Annotated in this window: 13 protein-coding genes and 1 pseudogene; 6 read left to right on the top strand and 8 right to left on the bottom strand. The window is 74.8% G+C overall.

Annotated features, from left to right (window positions below; translation table 11 throughout):
• Nucleotides 1-222 precede the first annotated feature (222 nt).
• The gene (locus ACFYUY_RS27765; protein ID WP_387904601.1) at nucleotides 223-654 is read left to right on the top strand and encodes an arsenate reductase ArsC; all 432 of its coding nucleotides are present in this window, start codon (nucleotides 223-225) and stop codon (nucleotides 652-654) included.
• Nucleotides 655-1,005: 351 nt separating this feature from the next.
• On the opposite strand, the gene ACFYUY_RS27760 is transcribed toward ACFYUY_RS27765, so the two are convergent.
• From ACFYUY_RS27760 to ACFYUY_RS27740, 5 genes are all read right to left on the bottom strand, one after another.
• Complete coding sequence (locus ACFYUY_RS27760; protein ID WP_360213321.1) at nucleotides 1,006-1,866, bottom strand: universal stress protein; 861 nt, start codon at nucleotides 1,864-1,866, stop codon at nucleotides 1,006-1,008.
• 556 nt (nucleotides 1,867-2,422) lie between these two features.
• The gene (locus ACFYUY_RS27755) at nucleotides 2,423-3,076 is read right to left on the bottom strand and encodes a DUF4389 domain-containing protein (RefSeq protein ID WP_360213319.1); all 654 of its coding nucleotides are present in this window, start codon (nucleotides 3,074-3,076) and stop codon (nucleotides 2,423-2,425) included.
• A 118-nt stretch (nucleotides 3,077-3,194) separates the two neighbouring features.
• Nucleotides 3,195-3,728, bottom strand: a complete 534-nt coding sequence (locus ACFYUY_RS27750) for a flavodoxin domain-containing protein (RefSeq protein ID WP_360213317.1) — start codon at nucleotides 3,726-3,728, stop codon at nucleotides 3,195-3,197.
• Between the two features lie 265 nt (nucleotides 3,729-3,993).
• Nucleotides 3,994-6,546, bottom strand: a complete 2,553-nt coding sequence (locus ACFYUY_RS27745; RefSeq protein WP_387904597.1) for a cation-translocating P-type ATPase — start codon at nucleotides 6,544-6,546, stop codon at nucleotides 3,994-3,996.
• Nucleotides 6,547-6,560: 14 nt separating this feature from the next.
• Nucleotides 6,561-6,800, bottom strand: coding sequence for a DUF1918 domain-containing protein (locus tag ACFYUY_RS27740; protein ID WP_360213313.1), 240 nt, complete (start codon nucleotides 6,798-6,800; stop codon nucleotides 6,561-6,563).
• A gap of 401 nt (nucleotides 6,801-7,201) precedes the next feature.
• Between ACFYUY_RS27740 and ACFYUY_RS27735 the strand changes: the two genes are divergently transcribed.
• Complete coding sequence (locus tag ACFYUY_RS27735) at nucleotides 7,202-7,819, top strand: hypothetical protein (RefSeq protein ID WP_360213311.1); 618 nt, start codon at nucleotides 7,202-7,204, stop codon at nucleotides 7,817-7,819.
• A 10-nt stretch (nucleotides 7,820-7,829) separates the two neighbouring features.
• Here ACFYUY_RS27735 and ACFYUY_RS27730 read toward each other — a convergent pair whose 3' ends face one another.
• Nucleotides 7,830-10,223 (bottom strand): glycoside hydrolase family 65 protein, encoded by a 2,394-nt coding sequence (locus ACFYUY_RS27730; protein WP_387904595.1) that lies wholly within the window; start codon nucleotides 10,221-10,223, stop codon nucleotides 7,830-7,832.
• A 224-nt stretch (nucleotides 10,224-10,447) separates the two neighbouring features.
• Between ACFYUY_RS27730 and ACFYUY_RS27725 the strand changes: the two genes are divergently transcribed.
• The gene (locus ACFYUY_RS27725) at nucleotides 10,448-13,171 is read left to right on the top strand and encodes a GNAT family N-acetyltransferase (protein ID WP_387904593.1); all 2,724 of its coding nucleotides are present in this window, start codon (nucleotides 10,448-10,450) and stop codon (nucleotides 13,169-13,171) included.
• On the opposite strand, the gene ACFYUY_RS27720 is transcribed toward ACFYUY_RS27725, so the two are convergent.
• Both ACFYUY_RS27720 and ACFYUY_RS27715 read right to left on the bottom strand, forming a co-directional pair.
• Nucleotides 13,139-13,417: a hypothetical protein gene (locus ACFYUY_RS27720; RefSeq protein WP_387904591.1), complete on the bottom strand. Its 279-nt coding sequence runs from the start codon at nucleotides 13,415-13,417 to the stop codon at nucleotides 13,139-13,141. The genes ACFYUY_RS27725 and ACFYUY_RS27720 overlap by 33 nt on opposite strands.
• A gap of 83 nt (nucleotides 13,418-13,500) precedes the next feature.
• Nucleotides 13,501-13,773: pseudogene (locus tag ACFYUY_RS27715) on the bottom strand (MBL fold metallo-hydrolase); the annotation flags it as partial.
• Between the two features lie 156 nt (nucleotides 13,774-13,929).
• Between ACFYUY_RS27715 and ACFYUY_RS27710 the strand changes: the two are divergent.
• From ACFYUY_RS27710 to ACFYUY_RS27700, 3 genes are all read left to right on the top strand, one after another.
• Nucleotides 13,930-14,625, top strand: coding sequence for a CBS domain-containing protein (locus ACFYUY_RS27710; RefSeq protein WP_387904588.1), 696 nt, complete (start codon nucleotides 13,930-13,932; stop codon nucleotides 14,623-14,625).
• A gap of 9 nt (nucleotides 14,626-14,634) precedes the next feature.
• Nucleotides 14,635-15,237, top strand: coding sequence for a CBS domain-containing protein (locus ACFYUY_RS27705; RefSeq protein ID WP_387904585.1), 603 nt, complete (start codon nucleotides 14,635-14,637; stop codon nucleotides 15,235-15,237).
• A 106-nt stretch (nucleotides 15,238-15,343) separates the two neighbouring features.
• Nucleotides 15,344-16,021, top strand: coding sequence for a response regulator transcription factor (locus tag ACFYUY_RS27700; RefSeq protein WP_360213299.1), 678 nt, complete (start codon nucleotides 15,344-15,346; stop codon nucleotides 16,019-16,021).
• Nucleotides 16,022-16,105: the final 84 nt, after the last annotated feature.

Here is a 16,105-nt window from a genome sequence, read left to right as displayed (position 1 = left end):
CGTGTCGGGCCCGCCGAGCGAGCCCCGTCCCTGCGACCGGGGGCGGACGCCCGTGTGTCCCTGCACCACGCGTCTCCGCCCGCCTCCGGCCGGGAGAAGGAGCGCGCGATCCGCGGCCGGACCCCGCCGATGCCCTCCTCGCCGAACTCGCCCCCGGCGAGCCGAAACAGCCACCGGCCCGTCCCACTGCGGGCACCGCGCAACCGAAGGACACCCCCCACCATGACCACCCCGCCGACGGCCTCCGTGCTGTTCGTCTGCATCCACAACGCCGGCCGCTCCCAGATGGCCGCGGGCTTCCTCACCCACCTCGCCGGCGGCCGCGTCGAGGTCCGCTCCGCCGGCTCCGCGCCCGGCGACCAGGTCAACCCCTCCGCCGTCGCCGCGATGGCCGAGCTCGGCATCGACATCTCCGACCAGAAGCCGAAGATCCTCACCACCGAGGCCGTCCAGGCGTCCGACTACGTCATCACCATGGGCTGCGGCGACGCCTGCCCCTACTTCCCCGGCAAGAAGTACCTCGACTGGAGGCTGGACGACCCGGCCGGCCAGGGCGTCGAGGCCGTGCGCCCCATCCGCGACGAGATCAGGGGCCTCATCGAAGGCCTGATCGCCGAGATCGACGCCGAGGCAGCCGCCGGCCGGGAGAGCTGACCGCCACGGCCGGCACCGCTCGGACCGGGCGGCGGCGGTGCGGTCGAGGAGCGGGTGGTCCTGCCGGTTGAGGGCGGCGTCGTGGCCGAAGTAGGCGGGGGCGGCGGTCTGGCCGGCGGTGACGATGCGGACGAAGGTGTCCTGGTCCATCGGCGCAAAGGCGTAGTCGGTGGCGCGCTCGCGGCCGATGGTGGAGCGGCGAGGAAGGTGGAGGTGCGGCCGAGCGACGCCTCAAGGCTTCCTGCTGCGCGAGCCCCTGGGAGCGGCCCATCGGGACACGTCCGGGGGTTCGAAGGCCCCGGGGCGGGGCGCGGTTGGTCCCGGCCCCAGGGCGGGGACGGCGACCGTGGTTCAAACGTGCGGCACGACCGCGACCGGGCTGTGCGCGTGGTGGAGGACCGCGTGGGCCACCGGCCCGAGCCGGGGCACGGCGATCGGGTGCCGGGGCGCGCGTCGGCCGAGCACCACCAGCGACGCGCTGCGGGAGGCCTCCACCAGTGTCCGGCTCGCGTTCCAGGCACAGACCTCCACCTGCGTGCGGACCTCGGGGTACTTCTCCCGCCAGCGCGCCAGCGCGTCCCGGAGCCGTACCTCCGCGGCCGCCCGGAGCGACTCCGTGATCTGCCGGTCGTCCAACGGGGCCTCCGTCACGTACGGGACCCGGGACGGGCGGCGGCTCTCCACCGCCCGCAGCGCGGCACCGCTGTCGGCCGCGTACCGGAAGGCGAAGTCGAGCACGGCGTCGCACGGCCGGTCGCCTTCCACACCGACCACGACATCGCCGGGTGATCCGCCCCGTCCGTCCGCGCCCGCGCGGACCAGCACCACGGGGCAGTCGGCGTGTGCGGCGGTGCGCAGCCCGACCGATCCGACCAGCAGGCCGGTGAAGCCGCCGAGCCCCCGGGACCCGAGGACCAGCAGGGGAGCCCGCCGGCCTGCGGCAGTGAGCGCGGGCGCGGGGTGCCCGGGCAGGACCTCGCAGGTGACCGCCAGATCGGGCAGTGCGGCGGTGAGCCGGTCGCGGATCGCGGCCACAGGCTCCGGTACGCCGCCGATGCCGTCGAGCTCGCGGCCGAGGGCGTCGGCCTCGGTGCCCACGACGTGGACCAACCGCAGTCCGTGGCCGCTGCGGCGGGCTTCGGCAGCGGCCCACCCGGCCGCCGCCGCGCTCGCTTCCGAGCCGTCGATCCCGACCACCACGTTGTGCGCCATCTCGGTGACCTCCCCGGTCGTGGGCCGTCCGCGGCACCGGTGTGCGCGGTCCGGCCGGCGACCAGCGTCCCGCTGAGCCCGGGCCCGCCACAGGGGCCGAGTAGCCCCGCTCCGGTGCCGAAGGTCCCGGCGTTGCCGGGGCGGGATGCGGCGGAGGCCCGTCCGGAGTTCGCCGTCGTCTGAGGCAATCCGGCGCGTCGGCCGAGGCGAAGAGGGTGTCGGTGGGTGGCGAGGTGGGGCGGTCCCGGATGCCGCAACTGCGTCTGGACGAGCTGCTGGAGGAACTCCAGGCGCGGATCGACGCCGCGCGGGGCACCCAGGACCGGGTGCACACCCTGCTGGAGGTGGTCGTGCCGGAGCGGTGGTGAGCGCCAAGACCTTCGCCGCCACGGGCAACTCCTGGCCCGCCCGGGGACTCATCACCCGGCTGCCCGGACGGGCGGTGGCCGTGCTGGTCACCACCGAGGTCGCGACGGCCTGTGGCACACCCGTCGTGGCGTTCCGCCGCCGGGTCGATCGTCGGCGCGCGTCCGGAGGGCGCAACCGCGGGGCTGGGTCACGCTGGGCCCCCGCCCGGTTCCTCGCCGCCGAGGTCGAGGCGGAAGGGCGGGTACTCGTCGGTCATCAGTGCCACGTAGGCGGCGACCCGGAGCACCCAGCGGTTGAGGCCGATGACCAGGTCGAACAGGTCGCGGGGATAGCTTCCGGTGAAGGCGAGGGCGACGGCGGAGATCAGCACCAGCAGTCCGACGAGCCCGGTCTCGGTCCAGCCGGCGTGCCCGCTGCCGAGGAAGACGCCGATCACCAGGTAGTGGGGAATCGCGAGCAGCCACCACTTCACCAGGACCAGGCCGCGGGACAGCCGTTCGGGGTAGGCCACGTCGAGGCGGGTCGGGTAGTCGGGTTCCTCGCGCAGGCTGAACGGTGGGTAGCGGTCGGTGCCCAGCGCGCCGTACGCGTAGTAGGAGACGCGCCAGCTCCAGCGCAGCACCCCGAGGTTGAAGTCGAACAGGGCGCGTGGGTAGCGCTCGGTGAAGAGGATCGCGAAGAAGGCGACCACGCTCACCAGGACGAAGGCGATCCACAGGAAGAACAGCACGACGAAGTGCGGGATCACCAGGAGCCACTTCACCAGCCACAGCCAACGGGACAGCGGCAGGTCCGGAACCGCGGTGAGCCGGACCGGGCGGTAGGCGGCGGATGTGGACATGACGGCCACTCCTTCCTGGCCGTAGTGCGGGGCCGAGCGCCACGCCGGGGCCTGCGGGTGGCGGTGGCGCGCGGCGGTCGGTGCCGGGGACGTGAGCCGAGGTCTTCCGGTCTGGCGCTCAGACCAGGCGGGCGCCCCAGGCGCGGGCGCGGTCGAGTTCGCCGGTGCGGACCGGGCCGTCGGCGCCCTCGACGATGAAGCCCTCGGGTTCGGCGACCACGTCGTAGTGGTGGTGGGAGAGCCGGTGGGCGATGCCCTCGGCGGCGCCGCCGCTACCGGGTGTGGCGCCGCGGGTGTCGAACGCGGCGGCGTGGGTACCGGGTTCGGTCTTGGGGAGGTCGTGGAACCAGTGGCGCAGGCCCGGGCCCTCTGCGGTCTCCCGGGCTTCGGCGGCGGCCTCCTCGCGGCCCTCCTTCTTCGACTCGGCGGCGACCGCCATCCGGCGGCTCAGCCCGGAGGACATGCCGCGCATGTGGGTCGGGCCGCCGACCACCAGCAGGTCCGCGGTGCGGGTCGTCTCGGCGTCGGCCTCGGCCACCGGGAGACAGTCGACGGCCGCGGAGGGGTCGGCCTCGTGCACGCCCTCGGCGATGGCCTCGGCGATCTCGCGGGTGTTGCCGTACATGCTCTCGTACACGATCACGGTGTGCATCGCTTCCACCTTTCCTCACCTCCAGGCTCGCACCGGGCGGACCGTCCGGACTCGGGCCGTTCGGCCCCAGCGGGCCGCCGGACGGTCCGCTCCAGCGGCGCCGGACCACGGCGGCCGGGCAGCGGCCGCGCTGGATCGCGGGCGCGCCACCAGGCCGAGGCGGGCGCGCGGGGCGGCGGGGCGGCGTGGACTCCAGCCCTCCCGCGGGTGCGAGTGGGCCGTCATCGGCTGGTACAGGCCGGTGACCAGGAGGTTCGACATGGTGTCAGAGAGTCTGCTTCCGGAGCCGGGCCGCCGCGAGCCCGGCGAGCCCGGCGACGGCGGGCGCCGCGAGGTCGCTCCAGGACAGGGGTTGGGTGCCGAGCACGTCGCGCAGGAAGGGCACGTACAGGGCGGCGGCGCCGAGTGCGGCGGAAGCGAGCACGGAAGCGGGGAGGAAGGGGTTCGCGCGGGTCAGCAGCCGCTCGCGCAGGCCCAGCACGGTGCCGAGCTGGGCGGCCAGGAGTGCGAGGAACAGGACGCTCTGCCACGGGCGTCCGCCGTCACGCGCCCAGACCGCGGCGCCGAGGGCGGCTGCCGCGACGACGAGGCCGAGCAGCAGCACCCGCTGCCACACGCCGGCGCCCAGGATGTGCTGGTGCGGGGGGCGAGGCGGCCGGGACATGGCGCCCGGGGAGACCGGCTCGGCCCCCATGGCGACGCCGGTGAGTCCGTGGGTGAGCAGGTTGATCCAGAGGATCTGGCCCGCCCGCAGCGGCAGTGCCAGGCCGAACAGCGGACCGGCCAGCATCACCAGGATCTCCGCCGCGCCGCCGGCCAGTCCGTACACGAGGAAGCGGCGGATGTTGTCGTAGACCCGCCGCCCCTCCTCCACCGCGCTCACCACGGTGGCGAGTTCGTCGTCGGCGAGGACCAGGTCGGCGGCCTGGCGGGCGACCTCGGAACCGCGGCGGCCCATGGCGACGCCGATGTCCGCCTGGCGCAGGGCCGGGCCGTCGTTGACGCCGTCCCCGGTCATCGCGGTGACGGCGCCCCGGGCACGCCAGGCCTGGACGATGTCGAGCTTCTGGCGTGGGTCGGTACGGGCGAACACCCGGGTGCGGGTCGGGTCGGTGACCGCGCCGGTGGCGAGGGGCTGCCCGGTGACCACGGCCTCAGGCCCGGCAGATGGTTCCAGGAGGCCGATCCGGACGGCCAAGGCGCGGGCGGTGGCCGGGTGGTCGCCGGTGACCAGGATCGGGAGGATACCGGCGCGGCGGCAGGCGGCGAGGGTGCCGGCAGCCGACGGCTTGGGCGGGTCGGCCAGGGCGGTCAGACCGAGGAGCCGCAGCCCGTGCTCGGCTTCCCCGGGAGGGTCGGGCAGGTGGTCGAGCCGCCGGTCGGCCACGGCGAGCACCCGGAAGCCCTCGGCGGCGAGACCGGCGGCCGCGTGCCGGGCCCGCTCCAGCAGCTCCGGGGGCTCGGCCAGGACGGCGGGGTCCAGGACGGCCTCCGGGGCGCCCTTGAGGCAGAGCAGCGGAGCGCCGTCGGGCCTGCGGTGGACGGTGCTCATCCGCTTGCGGCTGCTGTCGAACGGCGTCTCGGCGACCCGGGGCAGGTCCGCCCGCAGCCGCTCGTGGTCCAGGCCCGCCTTGCCGGCGGCCGTCAGCAGGGCGGCCTCGGTGGGATCGCCGAGCGCCCGCCACTCGCCGTCCCCGTCGGCCGGCGGGTGCAGGGCGGCGTCGTTGCAGAGGGCGGTGGCGGTGAGCAGGGCCCGCACCTCGCCGTCCGGAGCCCCGTCGAGGTGGACCTCACCGGTCGGCCCGTACCCGAGGCCGGTCACGGTGGCGGCCGAATGCGGCGTCCAGAGACGTTCGACCACCATCCGGCCCTGGGTGAGGGTGCCGGTCTTGTCCGTCGCCAGCACGGTGACCGAGCCGAGCGTCTCCACGGCGGGCAGCCGCCGGACGACGGCGTGGCGGGCGGCCATCCGGCGCGCGCCCAGGGCGAGCGCGAGCGTGACGACCGCGGGCAGGGACTCCGGAACGGCGGCGACGGCCAGGCTGATCGCCGCCACCGCCATCTCGCCGGGGGGCTGGTGCCGGAGCAGGCCGAGCAGGAAGACCACCGCGCACAGGCCGACGGCCACAGCGGCCAGGATCCGTCCGAGGCCGGCCAGCCGCCGCTGGAGCGGCGTGGGTTCGGGCCGGGGCCGCAAGAGTGCGGCGATCCGGCCCAGTGCGCTCTCCGAACCGGTGGCGGTGACCACGGCGAGGGCGCGGCCGCGCAGCACGACCGTCCCGGCCCGCACCGTGCCGTCGCTCGGGCGCCCGGCCCCGACCGCCTTCGCCACGGGGAGGGACTCGCCGGTCAGCATCGATTCGTCGAGCAACAGGGCCGCGGCCTCGGTCAGCAGGGCGTCCGCCGGCACGATGTCGCCCTCGGCGAGCGCCACCACGTCGCCCGGCACCACCTCGGTCGAGGGCACCGTCCGTTGCCCGCCGTCGCGCAGGACCCGAGTGACGGGGGAGGAGAGCCGGGACAACGCCGCGACGGCGCTCTCGGCACGTACCTCCTGGGCGACGCCGACGGCCGTGTTGACCGTGACCACCAGCGCGATGACCACCGCGTCGGGTCGGTCGCCGATGGCGAGCGTCAGCGCCACGGCCGCGAGCAGCACCGTGATCAGGGGGTCGCGCAGCTGGGCGGAGACCCGGGCCCACAGCGGCACGCGACGGTCGGCCGTGATCTCGTTCGGGCCGTGTTCGGCGAGTCGCCGTGCGGCCTCGGTAGTAGTCAGGCCGGAGACGGTGTCGGAGCCACGGGTGGAGAGGGGCACGGCGGAGGCGCCCGTCAGTCGGCGAAGAGGTGCAGGGCTGGCGGCGCGGGCGCGGAGGTGTCCTCGTGCTCGAAGTGGTGGATCCGAGCGTCCGGACCGGGGAAGTACTCGGTCACCCGTCCGTCGTCGGACCAGCGCACGTCGTACGGCGGGCTGCCGTCCGGGTGGTGCAGCCCGACGATCTCGCCGTCCCTGCGGGCCGCGCCCGGCCTGGTGCCCTGGACGATGATGCGGTCTCCCACGGCGGCTCTCATGCCGGCCTCCCTGGTTCGGTGCGGGGGCCGGGGGCGGCCCGGCCGTCCGTACCTCCAGGGGACCACCGCCTGCGGAGTGGGTCAGGGGCCGGATGGCCCCTGACCCGGGACCGTTCGGCCCCGGCGGTCGGTCTGCGGAGGACTCCGACGTCGTCGCGGGGCAACTCGCCGGAGCGGCCACAGCCGGGACGGGCGCGCGCCGCTCGCCCGGTCGTCCGTCCGGTTCCCGTGCTGCCCCGTGGTCGGCGGCGGTTCCCCGGCCGCCCGGCTGGGGACGAGTGAGCCCGCGGTGAGGGACCCTTCGGGCCCGGCACCAGGGCCGTCAGGCCCTCGGCCGACGAACGCGGGCCCGGAAGACTGATCCACGAGAGCCATGCCACCCCGGCCCGGAGGAGGCGGTCATGTCCGTCGCAGCCACCCCGCACAGGCAACCGGCCTCCCGCACGACCCTGCGGCAGCATGTCCGCCGGGCCGCTGGCCTGGACCGCAATCCGCTCTGCCGCCCGTTCGACCGGGCGTACAGCCGCCTGGTGACCGGGCTGGCCGTGACGGTCCTCGCCACGTTCGTCGTGGCGGCGGTCGCGGCACTGGCGGTGTTCCGCGCGGAGGCGCACACCGCGGAGCAGACCGCCCGGCACCGGCACACCGTCACCGCCGTCACCACGGGGCCGGCGCTGTCGGACGGCCTGCGGGCGGGCAGCTCGCAGGCGCACGCCCCGGCCGGTTGGACGTACCCGGCCGGCCCCGGAACCGGAAGCATTCCGGTCCCGGTCGGTACCCCCGCCGGGGCGGCGGTCCCGATCCGGCTCGACGACGCCGGAATGCCGGCCGGTGAGCCCAAGGGGACCGAGCGGATCCTGTCGGACAGCGTCGTGATCGGACTCGGCACGGTCGCCGTGCTCGGGTTGACGGTGGAGGGTGCCTTCGTACTGCGGCGCCACCGGCTGGAGCGGCTGGCGGAGGCGGACTGGGAGTCGGCCTGGGAGCAGGTCGAACCGCGCTGGTCCGGGCGTCGGTGAGGGGGCGCGTTCACAGGTGGAAACGGCGGGTCTCGCCCGGCCGGATCACGGCCTGCGTGCCGCGCAGACGGATCGCCACCGGCTCCTCGCGGTCCTCGCGCAGGCTCACCGTGACCGACCGGCGGTCGACCGCGACCCCGAGACCCCAGTGGCCCCGGTAGCGCAGGTCCAGCTCCAGCCGGCCGAGCGCGGACGGCAGGTGCGGGTCGAGCCAGAGGGCGTCCTCGCGGACCTCCAGACCGGTGTAGCAGCGCTGCAGCAGGTCCACCGCGCCCGCCATGGCACCCAGGTGAACGCCCTCCGCCGTGGTGCCGCGTTGGCTGTCGCGCAGGTCGGCCACCAGGGAGTCGCGGAAGAACCGCCAGGAGGCCCGGCGGTCGGAGCGGGTGAGCACCCAGGCGTGCACCACCGAGCTGAGCGTCGAGCCGTGGACGGTGCGCCGCAGGTAGTAGTCGGTGGTGCGGCGGAGCAGCTCGTGCCCGGCGGGACGGCCGAGGCGGCGGAGCAGGTCGCGGACCTCACGGGCGGAGAACAGGAACCAGAGCATCAGCACGTCGGCCTGTTTGGACGCCTTGTACCGGTTGACCGTGTCGCCCTCGGCCTCCAGGATCCGGTCCAGGCGGCGCAGGTCGGGGTAGCGGCGCCGGTAGGCCGTCCAGTCGAGCTCGTCGAGCCGCTCGTAGCCGGCGAACTGGCTGAGGACGCCCTCGTGGACGGGGACGTACAGGTGCCGCCCGACCTCCCGCCAGCGGTCCAGTTCCAGGGCGTCGAGGCCGAGGCGCTCGCGCAGCTCGTCGCGGCGGTAGGCGGGCAGGACGTCCAGGGCGTCCTGGGCCCGCGCCAGCACCCAGGAGGCGAGCACGTTGGTGTACGCGTTGTCGTCCAGGCCCGGCCGGTCCTCCCAGGGGTAGGCGTCGTGGTACTCGTCGGGTCCGAGCACACCGCGGATCGACCAGCGTCCGAGGCTCCGGTCGTAGGTGGCGGCGGAGGACCAGAACCGGGCGATCTCCAGCAGCGTCTCGGCGCCGGCCGAGGCGAGGAAGTCCCGGTCCCCGGTGGCCTGGTAGTACTGCCAGACGTTGTAGGCGACCGCCGAGCCGACGTGGCGCTGGAGGTGGCTGTGGTCGGGCAGCCAACGGCCGGACAAGGGGTTGAGGTGCAGCTGCTGGGACTCCTCCCGGCCGTCGCCGGCGCTCTGCCACGGGTACATCGCCCCGTGCAGCCCGACCTCGTGGGCCTCCCGGCGGGCGGCGTCCAGCCGGCGGTGGCGGTAGCGGAGCACGGCGCGGGCGAGTTCGGGGAAGCGGAGGTTGAGCAGCCGCAGGACGAACAACTCGTCCCAGAAGACGTGGCCGCGGTAGGCCTCCCCGTGCAGCCCGCGGGCCGGGATGCCGACGTCGAGGTCGACGGAGTGCTCGGAGTACGTCTGGAGCAGGTGGAACAGGTTCAGGTGCAGCGGGGCGATGCCGTCGAAGTCGGCCTCGATCCGGCAGCGGCGCCACAACTCCGACCAGCGCAGGGCGTGTTCGGACAGCAGCTCCTCGAAGGGCCCGGCCTCGGCGGCGAGCAGCCGGGCGGCGCGCAGCGGGGTCTCGATCGCCCGGTCGCGTGAGGTGTACAGCGCCACGGTCTTCTCGACCGTGACCGGCCGGCCGCACTCGGCGTCCACGGTGAGGAGGTGGGCCGTCCAGCCCTCGCGGCACTCGGTGGCCGCCTGCGCTCGGTCCGAACGCGTCCGGGCGGAAAGGGCGATCCGTAGCGGAGAGTTCGCCGCGCCGACCTCCATCCAGAGCAGCCCGTCCTCGTCCACCCCCTGCCCGACCGGGGTGAGGTGGCGCTCGGTGAGCCCTCGGTAACGGTGCACGCCGGTGTTGGCGACCCGGCCGTCCAGACCCGAGCGGACCTCCAGCCGACCGGACCAGTTCTCCGGGGTGAACGTGCTTTCCAGGGCGAGGAGGTGCGGGCGGGACTGGCTGGCGAGGCGGCGCTGCACCAACCGGGTCCGCCGCCCCTGGCCGTCGACCACGAGCGCCGTTCGGGTCAGCACGCCCCGGCGCAGGTCCAGCTCCAGGGTCTGTTCGGCGGGCGGGCCGGCGAACCGGACGCCGCCGGACGGGCGGAAGGTCAGCGGCAGCCAGTTCGGGCAGTTGACCAGGTCCTCGTTGCTCACCACCCGCCCCGAGACCGTCGACTCCGCGCGGTCGTAGCAGCCGGCCAGGTACGTCCCCGGGTAGTGGACGCCGTCGGCGACCGACTCGGGTGCGGCGCCCCGGGTGACCACGTAGCCGTTGCCGACCGCGCACAGGGCCTCCCGCAGCCCCTCCTCGGCGGGGTCGAAGCCCCGGTAGCGGAGGGTCCACGGGTCCGGCATGACCGGATAGCCCTCTGTGGTGTGCGCTGCCACCTCACCACCTCCGTGCCGACCGGCCTGCCTCCCAGTCTGCGCACCGCGCCGCCGGGCCGCGCGTCGCCACGTCCAGCCCGCTGTCCGGTCGGTGTGTTTCCGGGGCCGTCGAGCGCGGCTGCCGCAGGACCGGAGCCCCCTGGCTGGGCCGGTCGGCCCTCCCGGAACGAAGGGTGGGAGCGGAAGCTGAAGGGGGAGAACGGCGACGGCCGAGGAGATCCGCCATGTCCACCGTGCAGCAGCCGCACAGCACCGCCGAGGCCCTGCTGGCCGACGGCACCACCGTCGAGATCCGTCCGCTCGGCCCCGACGATCACCGAGCGGTCCTCGACCTGCACACGGCCGGGATGTCCGAGGAGAGCCGTCGGATGCGGTTCTTCGGGGTCAGCCGCAACGCACCCGAGCAGGCCGCCGACCGGTTGTGCGGGCCTCCGCGGTCCGGCCTGCTGGGGTTCGGGGCCTGGGCGGGGGAGGAACTGGTCGGCGAGGCGGACTGCGAGGTGCTGGACGAGCCCCCGGAGACGGCGGAGCTGGCACTCGTGGTGGCCGATCGCTGGCACGGCCGGGGCGCGGCCACTCTGCTGCTGGAGCACCTGGTGCACGCTGCCCGGCAGCGCGGGATCCGCTTCTTCGAGGCCGACACGCTGTTCGGCAACCGGGCCGTCCACCGGGTCTTCGCCGACCTGGGGCTGCCGGTCGAGCGCCGCTACGCGCAGGGCGAGGTGAGGATCCGGGTGCCGCTGGACGAGCGTGACGAGCGGTACCGCTCGGCCGTGGATGAACGCGGCCGCCGTGCCGATGTCGCGAGTCTGGCGGGGCTGCTGCGGCCGGCCTCCGTCGCGGTGGTGGGGGTGTCCCGGCGGTCGGGCTCGGTGGGGCGCACCGTCCTCGCGAGGATCCGGCGGGCCGGCTTCGCGGGCGAGGTGTGGGCGGTCAACCCGCGCGCCGGGGAGATCGACGGCCGGCCCGCATTCCCATCCGTCCGCGCGCTGCCCGCCGTGCCGGACCTCGTCGTGCTGGCCGTACCCGCCGGCGCCGTCCCGGAGGTGGCCGAGGAGTGCGGCGCCGTCGGGGTGCGCGCGCTGGTGGTGCTCACCTCCGGGCTCGATGCGCACCAGGCCCGCGGGCTGATGAGGGCCTGCCGCCGGCACAGCATGCGCGTGGTCGGGCCGAACAGCCTGGGCATGGCCCAGACCGATCCGGCCGTCCGGCTGGACGCCGAGTTCGGCGGCGCGTTCCCCAGGCCCGGCAGCGCCGGGATCGCCGTGCAGAGCGGTGGCGTGGGGATCGCCCTGCTCCAGCGGCTGGCCTGGCTGGGCATCGGGGTGTCGAGCTTCGTCTCGCTCGGCGACAAGTACGACGTCAGCGGAAACGACCTGCTCCAGTGGTGGGAGGCCGACGACCGCACCGACCTCGCGCTGCTGCACCTGGAGTCCTTCGGCAGCCCGCGCGCCTTCGGCCGCACCGCCCGCCGGGTGACCCGGACGATCCCGGTGCTGACCGTGGACGCCGGACGTTCCACCGCCGGCCGCCGTGGCGCGGCCTCGCACACCGCGGCCGCCGCCACGCCGACCGTCACCCGGGAGACGCTGTTCCGGCAGGCCGGCATCACGGCCACGCGAAGCATCGATGAACTCGTCGAGGCCGCCGCCCTGTTGCACGCCCAGCCGCTGCCCGCTCCGCGGGGTGCGGTCGCCGTGGTGTCGAACGCCGGCGGCATCGGCATCCTGGCCGCGGACGCCTGCGCCGATGCCGGGCTACTCCTGCCGGAACTCCCGGTAGGCCTCGCTGACCTGCTGCCACCCGGTGCCTCCGTGCGCAACCCGGTGGACACCACGGCGGCGGTGACCCCGGTCGAACTCACCCACCTCCTCAGGGCATTGGAGCGTGAGCCGGGCATCGACGCGATCCTGGTGTGCCTGGTGCCGACGGCGCTCGGCGTCACCCCCGACCGCGATCCGGTGTACGCCCTGCTCGAGGGGCCGGCCCGGCGCCGCATCCCGATCGCCGCCGTCCTGCTCGACCAGCAGGTGCCCGTGTGCTATCGGACGTGCGCCGACGGGGGCGTGCTGCCGGTCTACTCGGACAGCGTCGCTGCGGCACGTGCCCTCGGTCACGCCCGGGACCGCGCCCGGTGGCTCGCCGAACCGGCCTCCGCCGAGGCGGACCCGCCCGACTGCGACCGGCGCACTGCGGGCAGCCTCGTCGACCGCTACCTCGCCGTCCACCCCGAGGGCGGCTGGCTCGATCCGCTGTCGACCGCAGACCTGCTGGAGGCCTACGGGCTGCCGTTGATCACCTCGGTGTGGGCACGCGACGAGCACGCGGCGGTCGCAGCCGCGAGGGGACTGCGCCGGCTCGGGCACGAGGGGAGGGCGGCGCTGAAGGCGTACTGGCCCGGTCAGGTGCACAAGAGCGCGCTGGGCGCCGTCCGCACCGGTCTCGCCACCGATGCCGAAGTGCGCTCCGTGTACCGGGAGTTCGCTCGGCGGTTCGGCGCGGAGTTGGCCGGAGCCGTGGTCCAGCCGATGGCCGCGCCCGGCATCGAGCTCCTCGCGGGCGTCGTCCAGGACCAGGTCTTCGGCCCGCTCGTCGTGCTCGGCATGGGCGGCACCGCCGCGGATGTCCTGGCCGACCGGGCGGCCCGGCTCGCCCCGCTGAGCGAGCGCGACCTGACCACCATGGTCACCGAGCTCCGTTGCGCGGCGCTGCTGTCGGGAACCGGCGGGGCACCGCCCGCGGACCTCGCCGCGGTCCGGTCCGTCCTCGCCCGGCTGTCCCGGCTCGCCGAGGACTTCCCGGAGGTCGTCGAGGCCGACCTCAACCCGGTCATCGTCCGCCCGGACGGCGCCGTCTGCGTGGACGCCCGGGTCCGCCTGGAACGCCGGCCGTCCTTCGACCCCTACCTGCGGCGGCTACGGCGCCCGGCGGTCGCCGAGGGGGAGTGACCACCGCGAAGCGGGGCGTCCGGCACGCCTCGCGACACCTTCCCGCCCTCCGATCCTGCCCGACCGCCCGGCCTCCGTACGGGCGGAGCCGTCGGCGAAGGCCTCCCGGTAGATCTGCAGGGTGGCCAGCGCCATCGGGCTGTCCACGTAGACGGGGACGTCGGCCGGTAGTCGGCCGGTGCGTCGAAGCTCGGTGAGCTGGTGCAGCACGACCTCGGTGCGGTCGACGGCGAAGGACGGGATCACGACGGTGCCGCCGCGAGCCAGGGTGCGTTCCAGCGCTTGGGCGAACCACTCGCGCGCGGCGGTCTCCTCGTGGTGCCGGTTTCGAGTCGGGGAAGGTACCCGCAGTGGTCCAGGTGGGCGTGGGTGAGTACGACGGCCTGGACGTCGGCGGGGTCCAGGGGGAGCGGGCGCCGGTTGCGGCGGCGCAGCTCGGCCAGGCCCTGGAACAGGCCGCAGTCGATCATCAGGCGGGCGCGGTCGGTCTCGACCAGGAACTTGCTGCCGGTGACGGTGCCCACGCCGCCGAGGAACGTCAGCAGGCCCGGCCGGGGCTTCGGTCGGCGTTCGCCGGTGGCCGTCGTGACGTCCGTCGCCATGGCTGCCTCCAGCGGGACTCGGGGTCCCATCGTCCCGCCGTTCGGCAGTGTTGTCCTGGGCCGACCGTACCCGGCGGCATGGACCGTCCGGCCCTGTCCGGCGCCCTCCGACGAGCGGACATTGGAGGCGGGACCACCTCAGGAGGAGTGAGGACGATGCAGCACCGCAGCGTCAACGACGTGATGACCCACGAGGTCGTCACCGCCAGGCCCGACACGGCGTTCAAGGAGGTCGCGGCACTGTTCCACCGCAACGACATCACCGCGATCCCGGTGATCGACGATCAGGGCCGGCCGCTGGGCATGGTGTCCGAGGCCGACCTGCTCCGCAAGGAGGCCGTGCTGCCGGATCCGGAGGGTCGTTTTCCGGGCCGCTGGCTGGACGCGAAGGACCGCGCCCGCGCGGAGGCCGAGACCGCCGGCGGGCTGATGACCAGCCCCGCCGTCACCGCCCGGCCCGGCTGGTCGGTGCCCGAGGCCGCCCGGGCCATGGACAAGCACAAGGTCAAGCGTCTGCCCGTGGTGGACGAGGTGGGCCGTCTGGTCGGCATCGTCAGCCGCCGCGACCTGCTGGAGGTCTTCCTGCGCCACGACGCGGCCATCCGGGACGAGATCGCCCACGACGTGCTCGGCCAGACCCTCTGGCTCGCCCCCGATGACGTCCAGGTGGCGGTGGACGACGGCGTGGTCACCCTGACGGGGCGGCTGCCGCGCCGGAGCCTGATCCCGATCGCCGAGCAGCTCTGCCGCGCCGTGGACGGAGTGGTCGCGGTCCATCACACCCTCGACTGGACCGAGGACGACACCGCCCCGGCCGTGGAACACCCCCGCGCCTACCGCGCGGCGTCCTAGGAGGTCATCGTGATCAGCGCACCGAGCACCGTCGCCGACGTGATGACCCACGCGGTCGTGGCCGTGGGCCGCGGTGCGGACTTCCGCGAGGTCGCCGACACCCTGCAGCGCTGGCGGGTCAGTGCGGTCCCCGTGCTGACCGGCGACGGCCGGGTGGTCGGAGTGGTCTCCGAGGCCGACCTGCTCACCGCCCGGGACCGCGACGGCGAGCGGGCCGACGCCCTGACGGCCGGGCGGATGATGTCCGTCCCGGCGGTCACCGTGCACCCCGGAAGCCCGCTCAACGAAGCGGCGCGGGCGATGGCCCGCGGCCACCTCAAGCGGCTGCCGGTCGTGGACGACGAGGACTACCTGGTGGGCATCGTCAGTCGGGGCGACCTGCTGAAGGTCTACCTCGACGACGACCGCGAGCTCGCCGACCGGGTCCGCTTCGAGCTGGTCGCCACCCTCGGTCCGGCCGCCGCCGTGAACACCGACGTCCGCTCCGAGAACGGCCGGATCACCCTGTCCGGCGACCTGCCCGACGCCCTCTCCGCGCCGGTCCTGGCACGGCTGGTGCGTTCCGTCCCGGGAGTCGTGGGCGTCGAACTACGGCTCGCCGCGGCGGCCTGAGCAGACCGGTCGCCGCCGAACCGCGCGGCCGACCGCGGTGCGCGGGCAGGTCCGGGCGCGCAGAATCGGTGATGTCGCCGCCCGCGCACACCCAGGGAGCCAGGAGATGGACACGCCCCAGCCCGTACGGGTGTTCCTGCTGGACGACCACGAGGTGGTCCGGCGCGGTGTCCGTGACCTGCTGGAGGCCGAGCCCGACATCGAGGTCGTCGGCGAGGCGGGCACCTGCGCGCAGGCCATCGCCCGGGTACCGGCGCTGCGCCCGGACGTCGCCGTCCTCGACGTCCGCCTGCCGGACGGCGACGGCGTCACCGTCTGCCGGGAGCTCCGCGACCGGATGCCCGACCTGGTCTGTCTCATGCTGACCTCCTTCGACGACGACGACGCCCTGCTCGACGCGATCATGGCCGGCGCGGCCGGCTACGTGCTGAAGCAGGTCAAGGGCGCGGACCTGGTGAGCGCGGTACGGACGGTGGCCTCCGGCCAGTCGATGCTCGATCCCGCTACCACCCGCAAGCTGATGGAGAGCCTGCGCCACCACGAGGAGAGCGAGGCGGACGCGGCCCTCGCCGGTCTCACACCGCGTGAACGGGAGATCCTCGCCCTCGTCGGCGAGGGGAAGACCAACCGCCAGATCGGCCAGGAGCTGTACCTCGCCGAGAAGACCGTGAAGAACCACGTCTCGCGCCTGCTCGCCAAGCTCGGCGTCGAACGACGCCTCCAGGCCGCCGTCCTCGCCGCCCACGCGGAGCAGCCCGAGCACCACCACCAGCGCCCGCAGTGAGCGCCGCGATCACGGCCGTCGGACCCCGGCGATCGGACCGATAGGCCCAAGCGCGGATCCGGGACCGGGCCGCACGGTGGAGGT

It is taken from the genome of Kitasatospora sp. NPDC004745 (assembly GCF_042873275.1).
In the GTDB taxonomy this organism is placed as follows: Bacteria; Actinomycetota; Actinomycetes; order Streptomycetales; family Streptomycetaceae; genus Kitasatospora.
The sequence above is the reverse complement of the archived record's forward strand: the minus strand, read 5'-3'. Positions and strand labels throughout refer to the sequence as shown.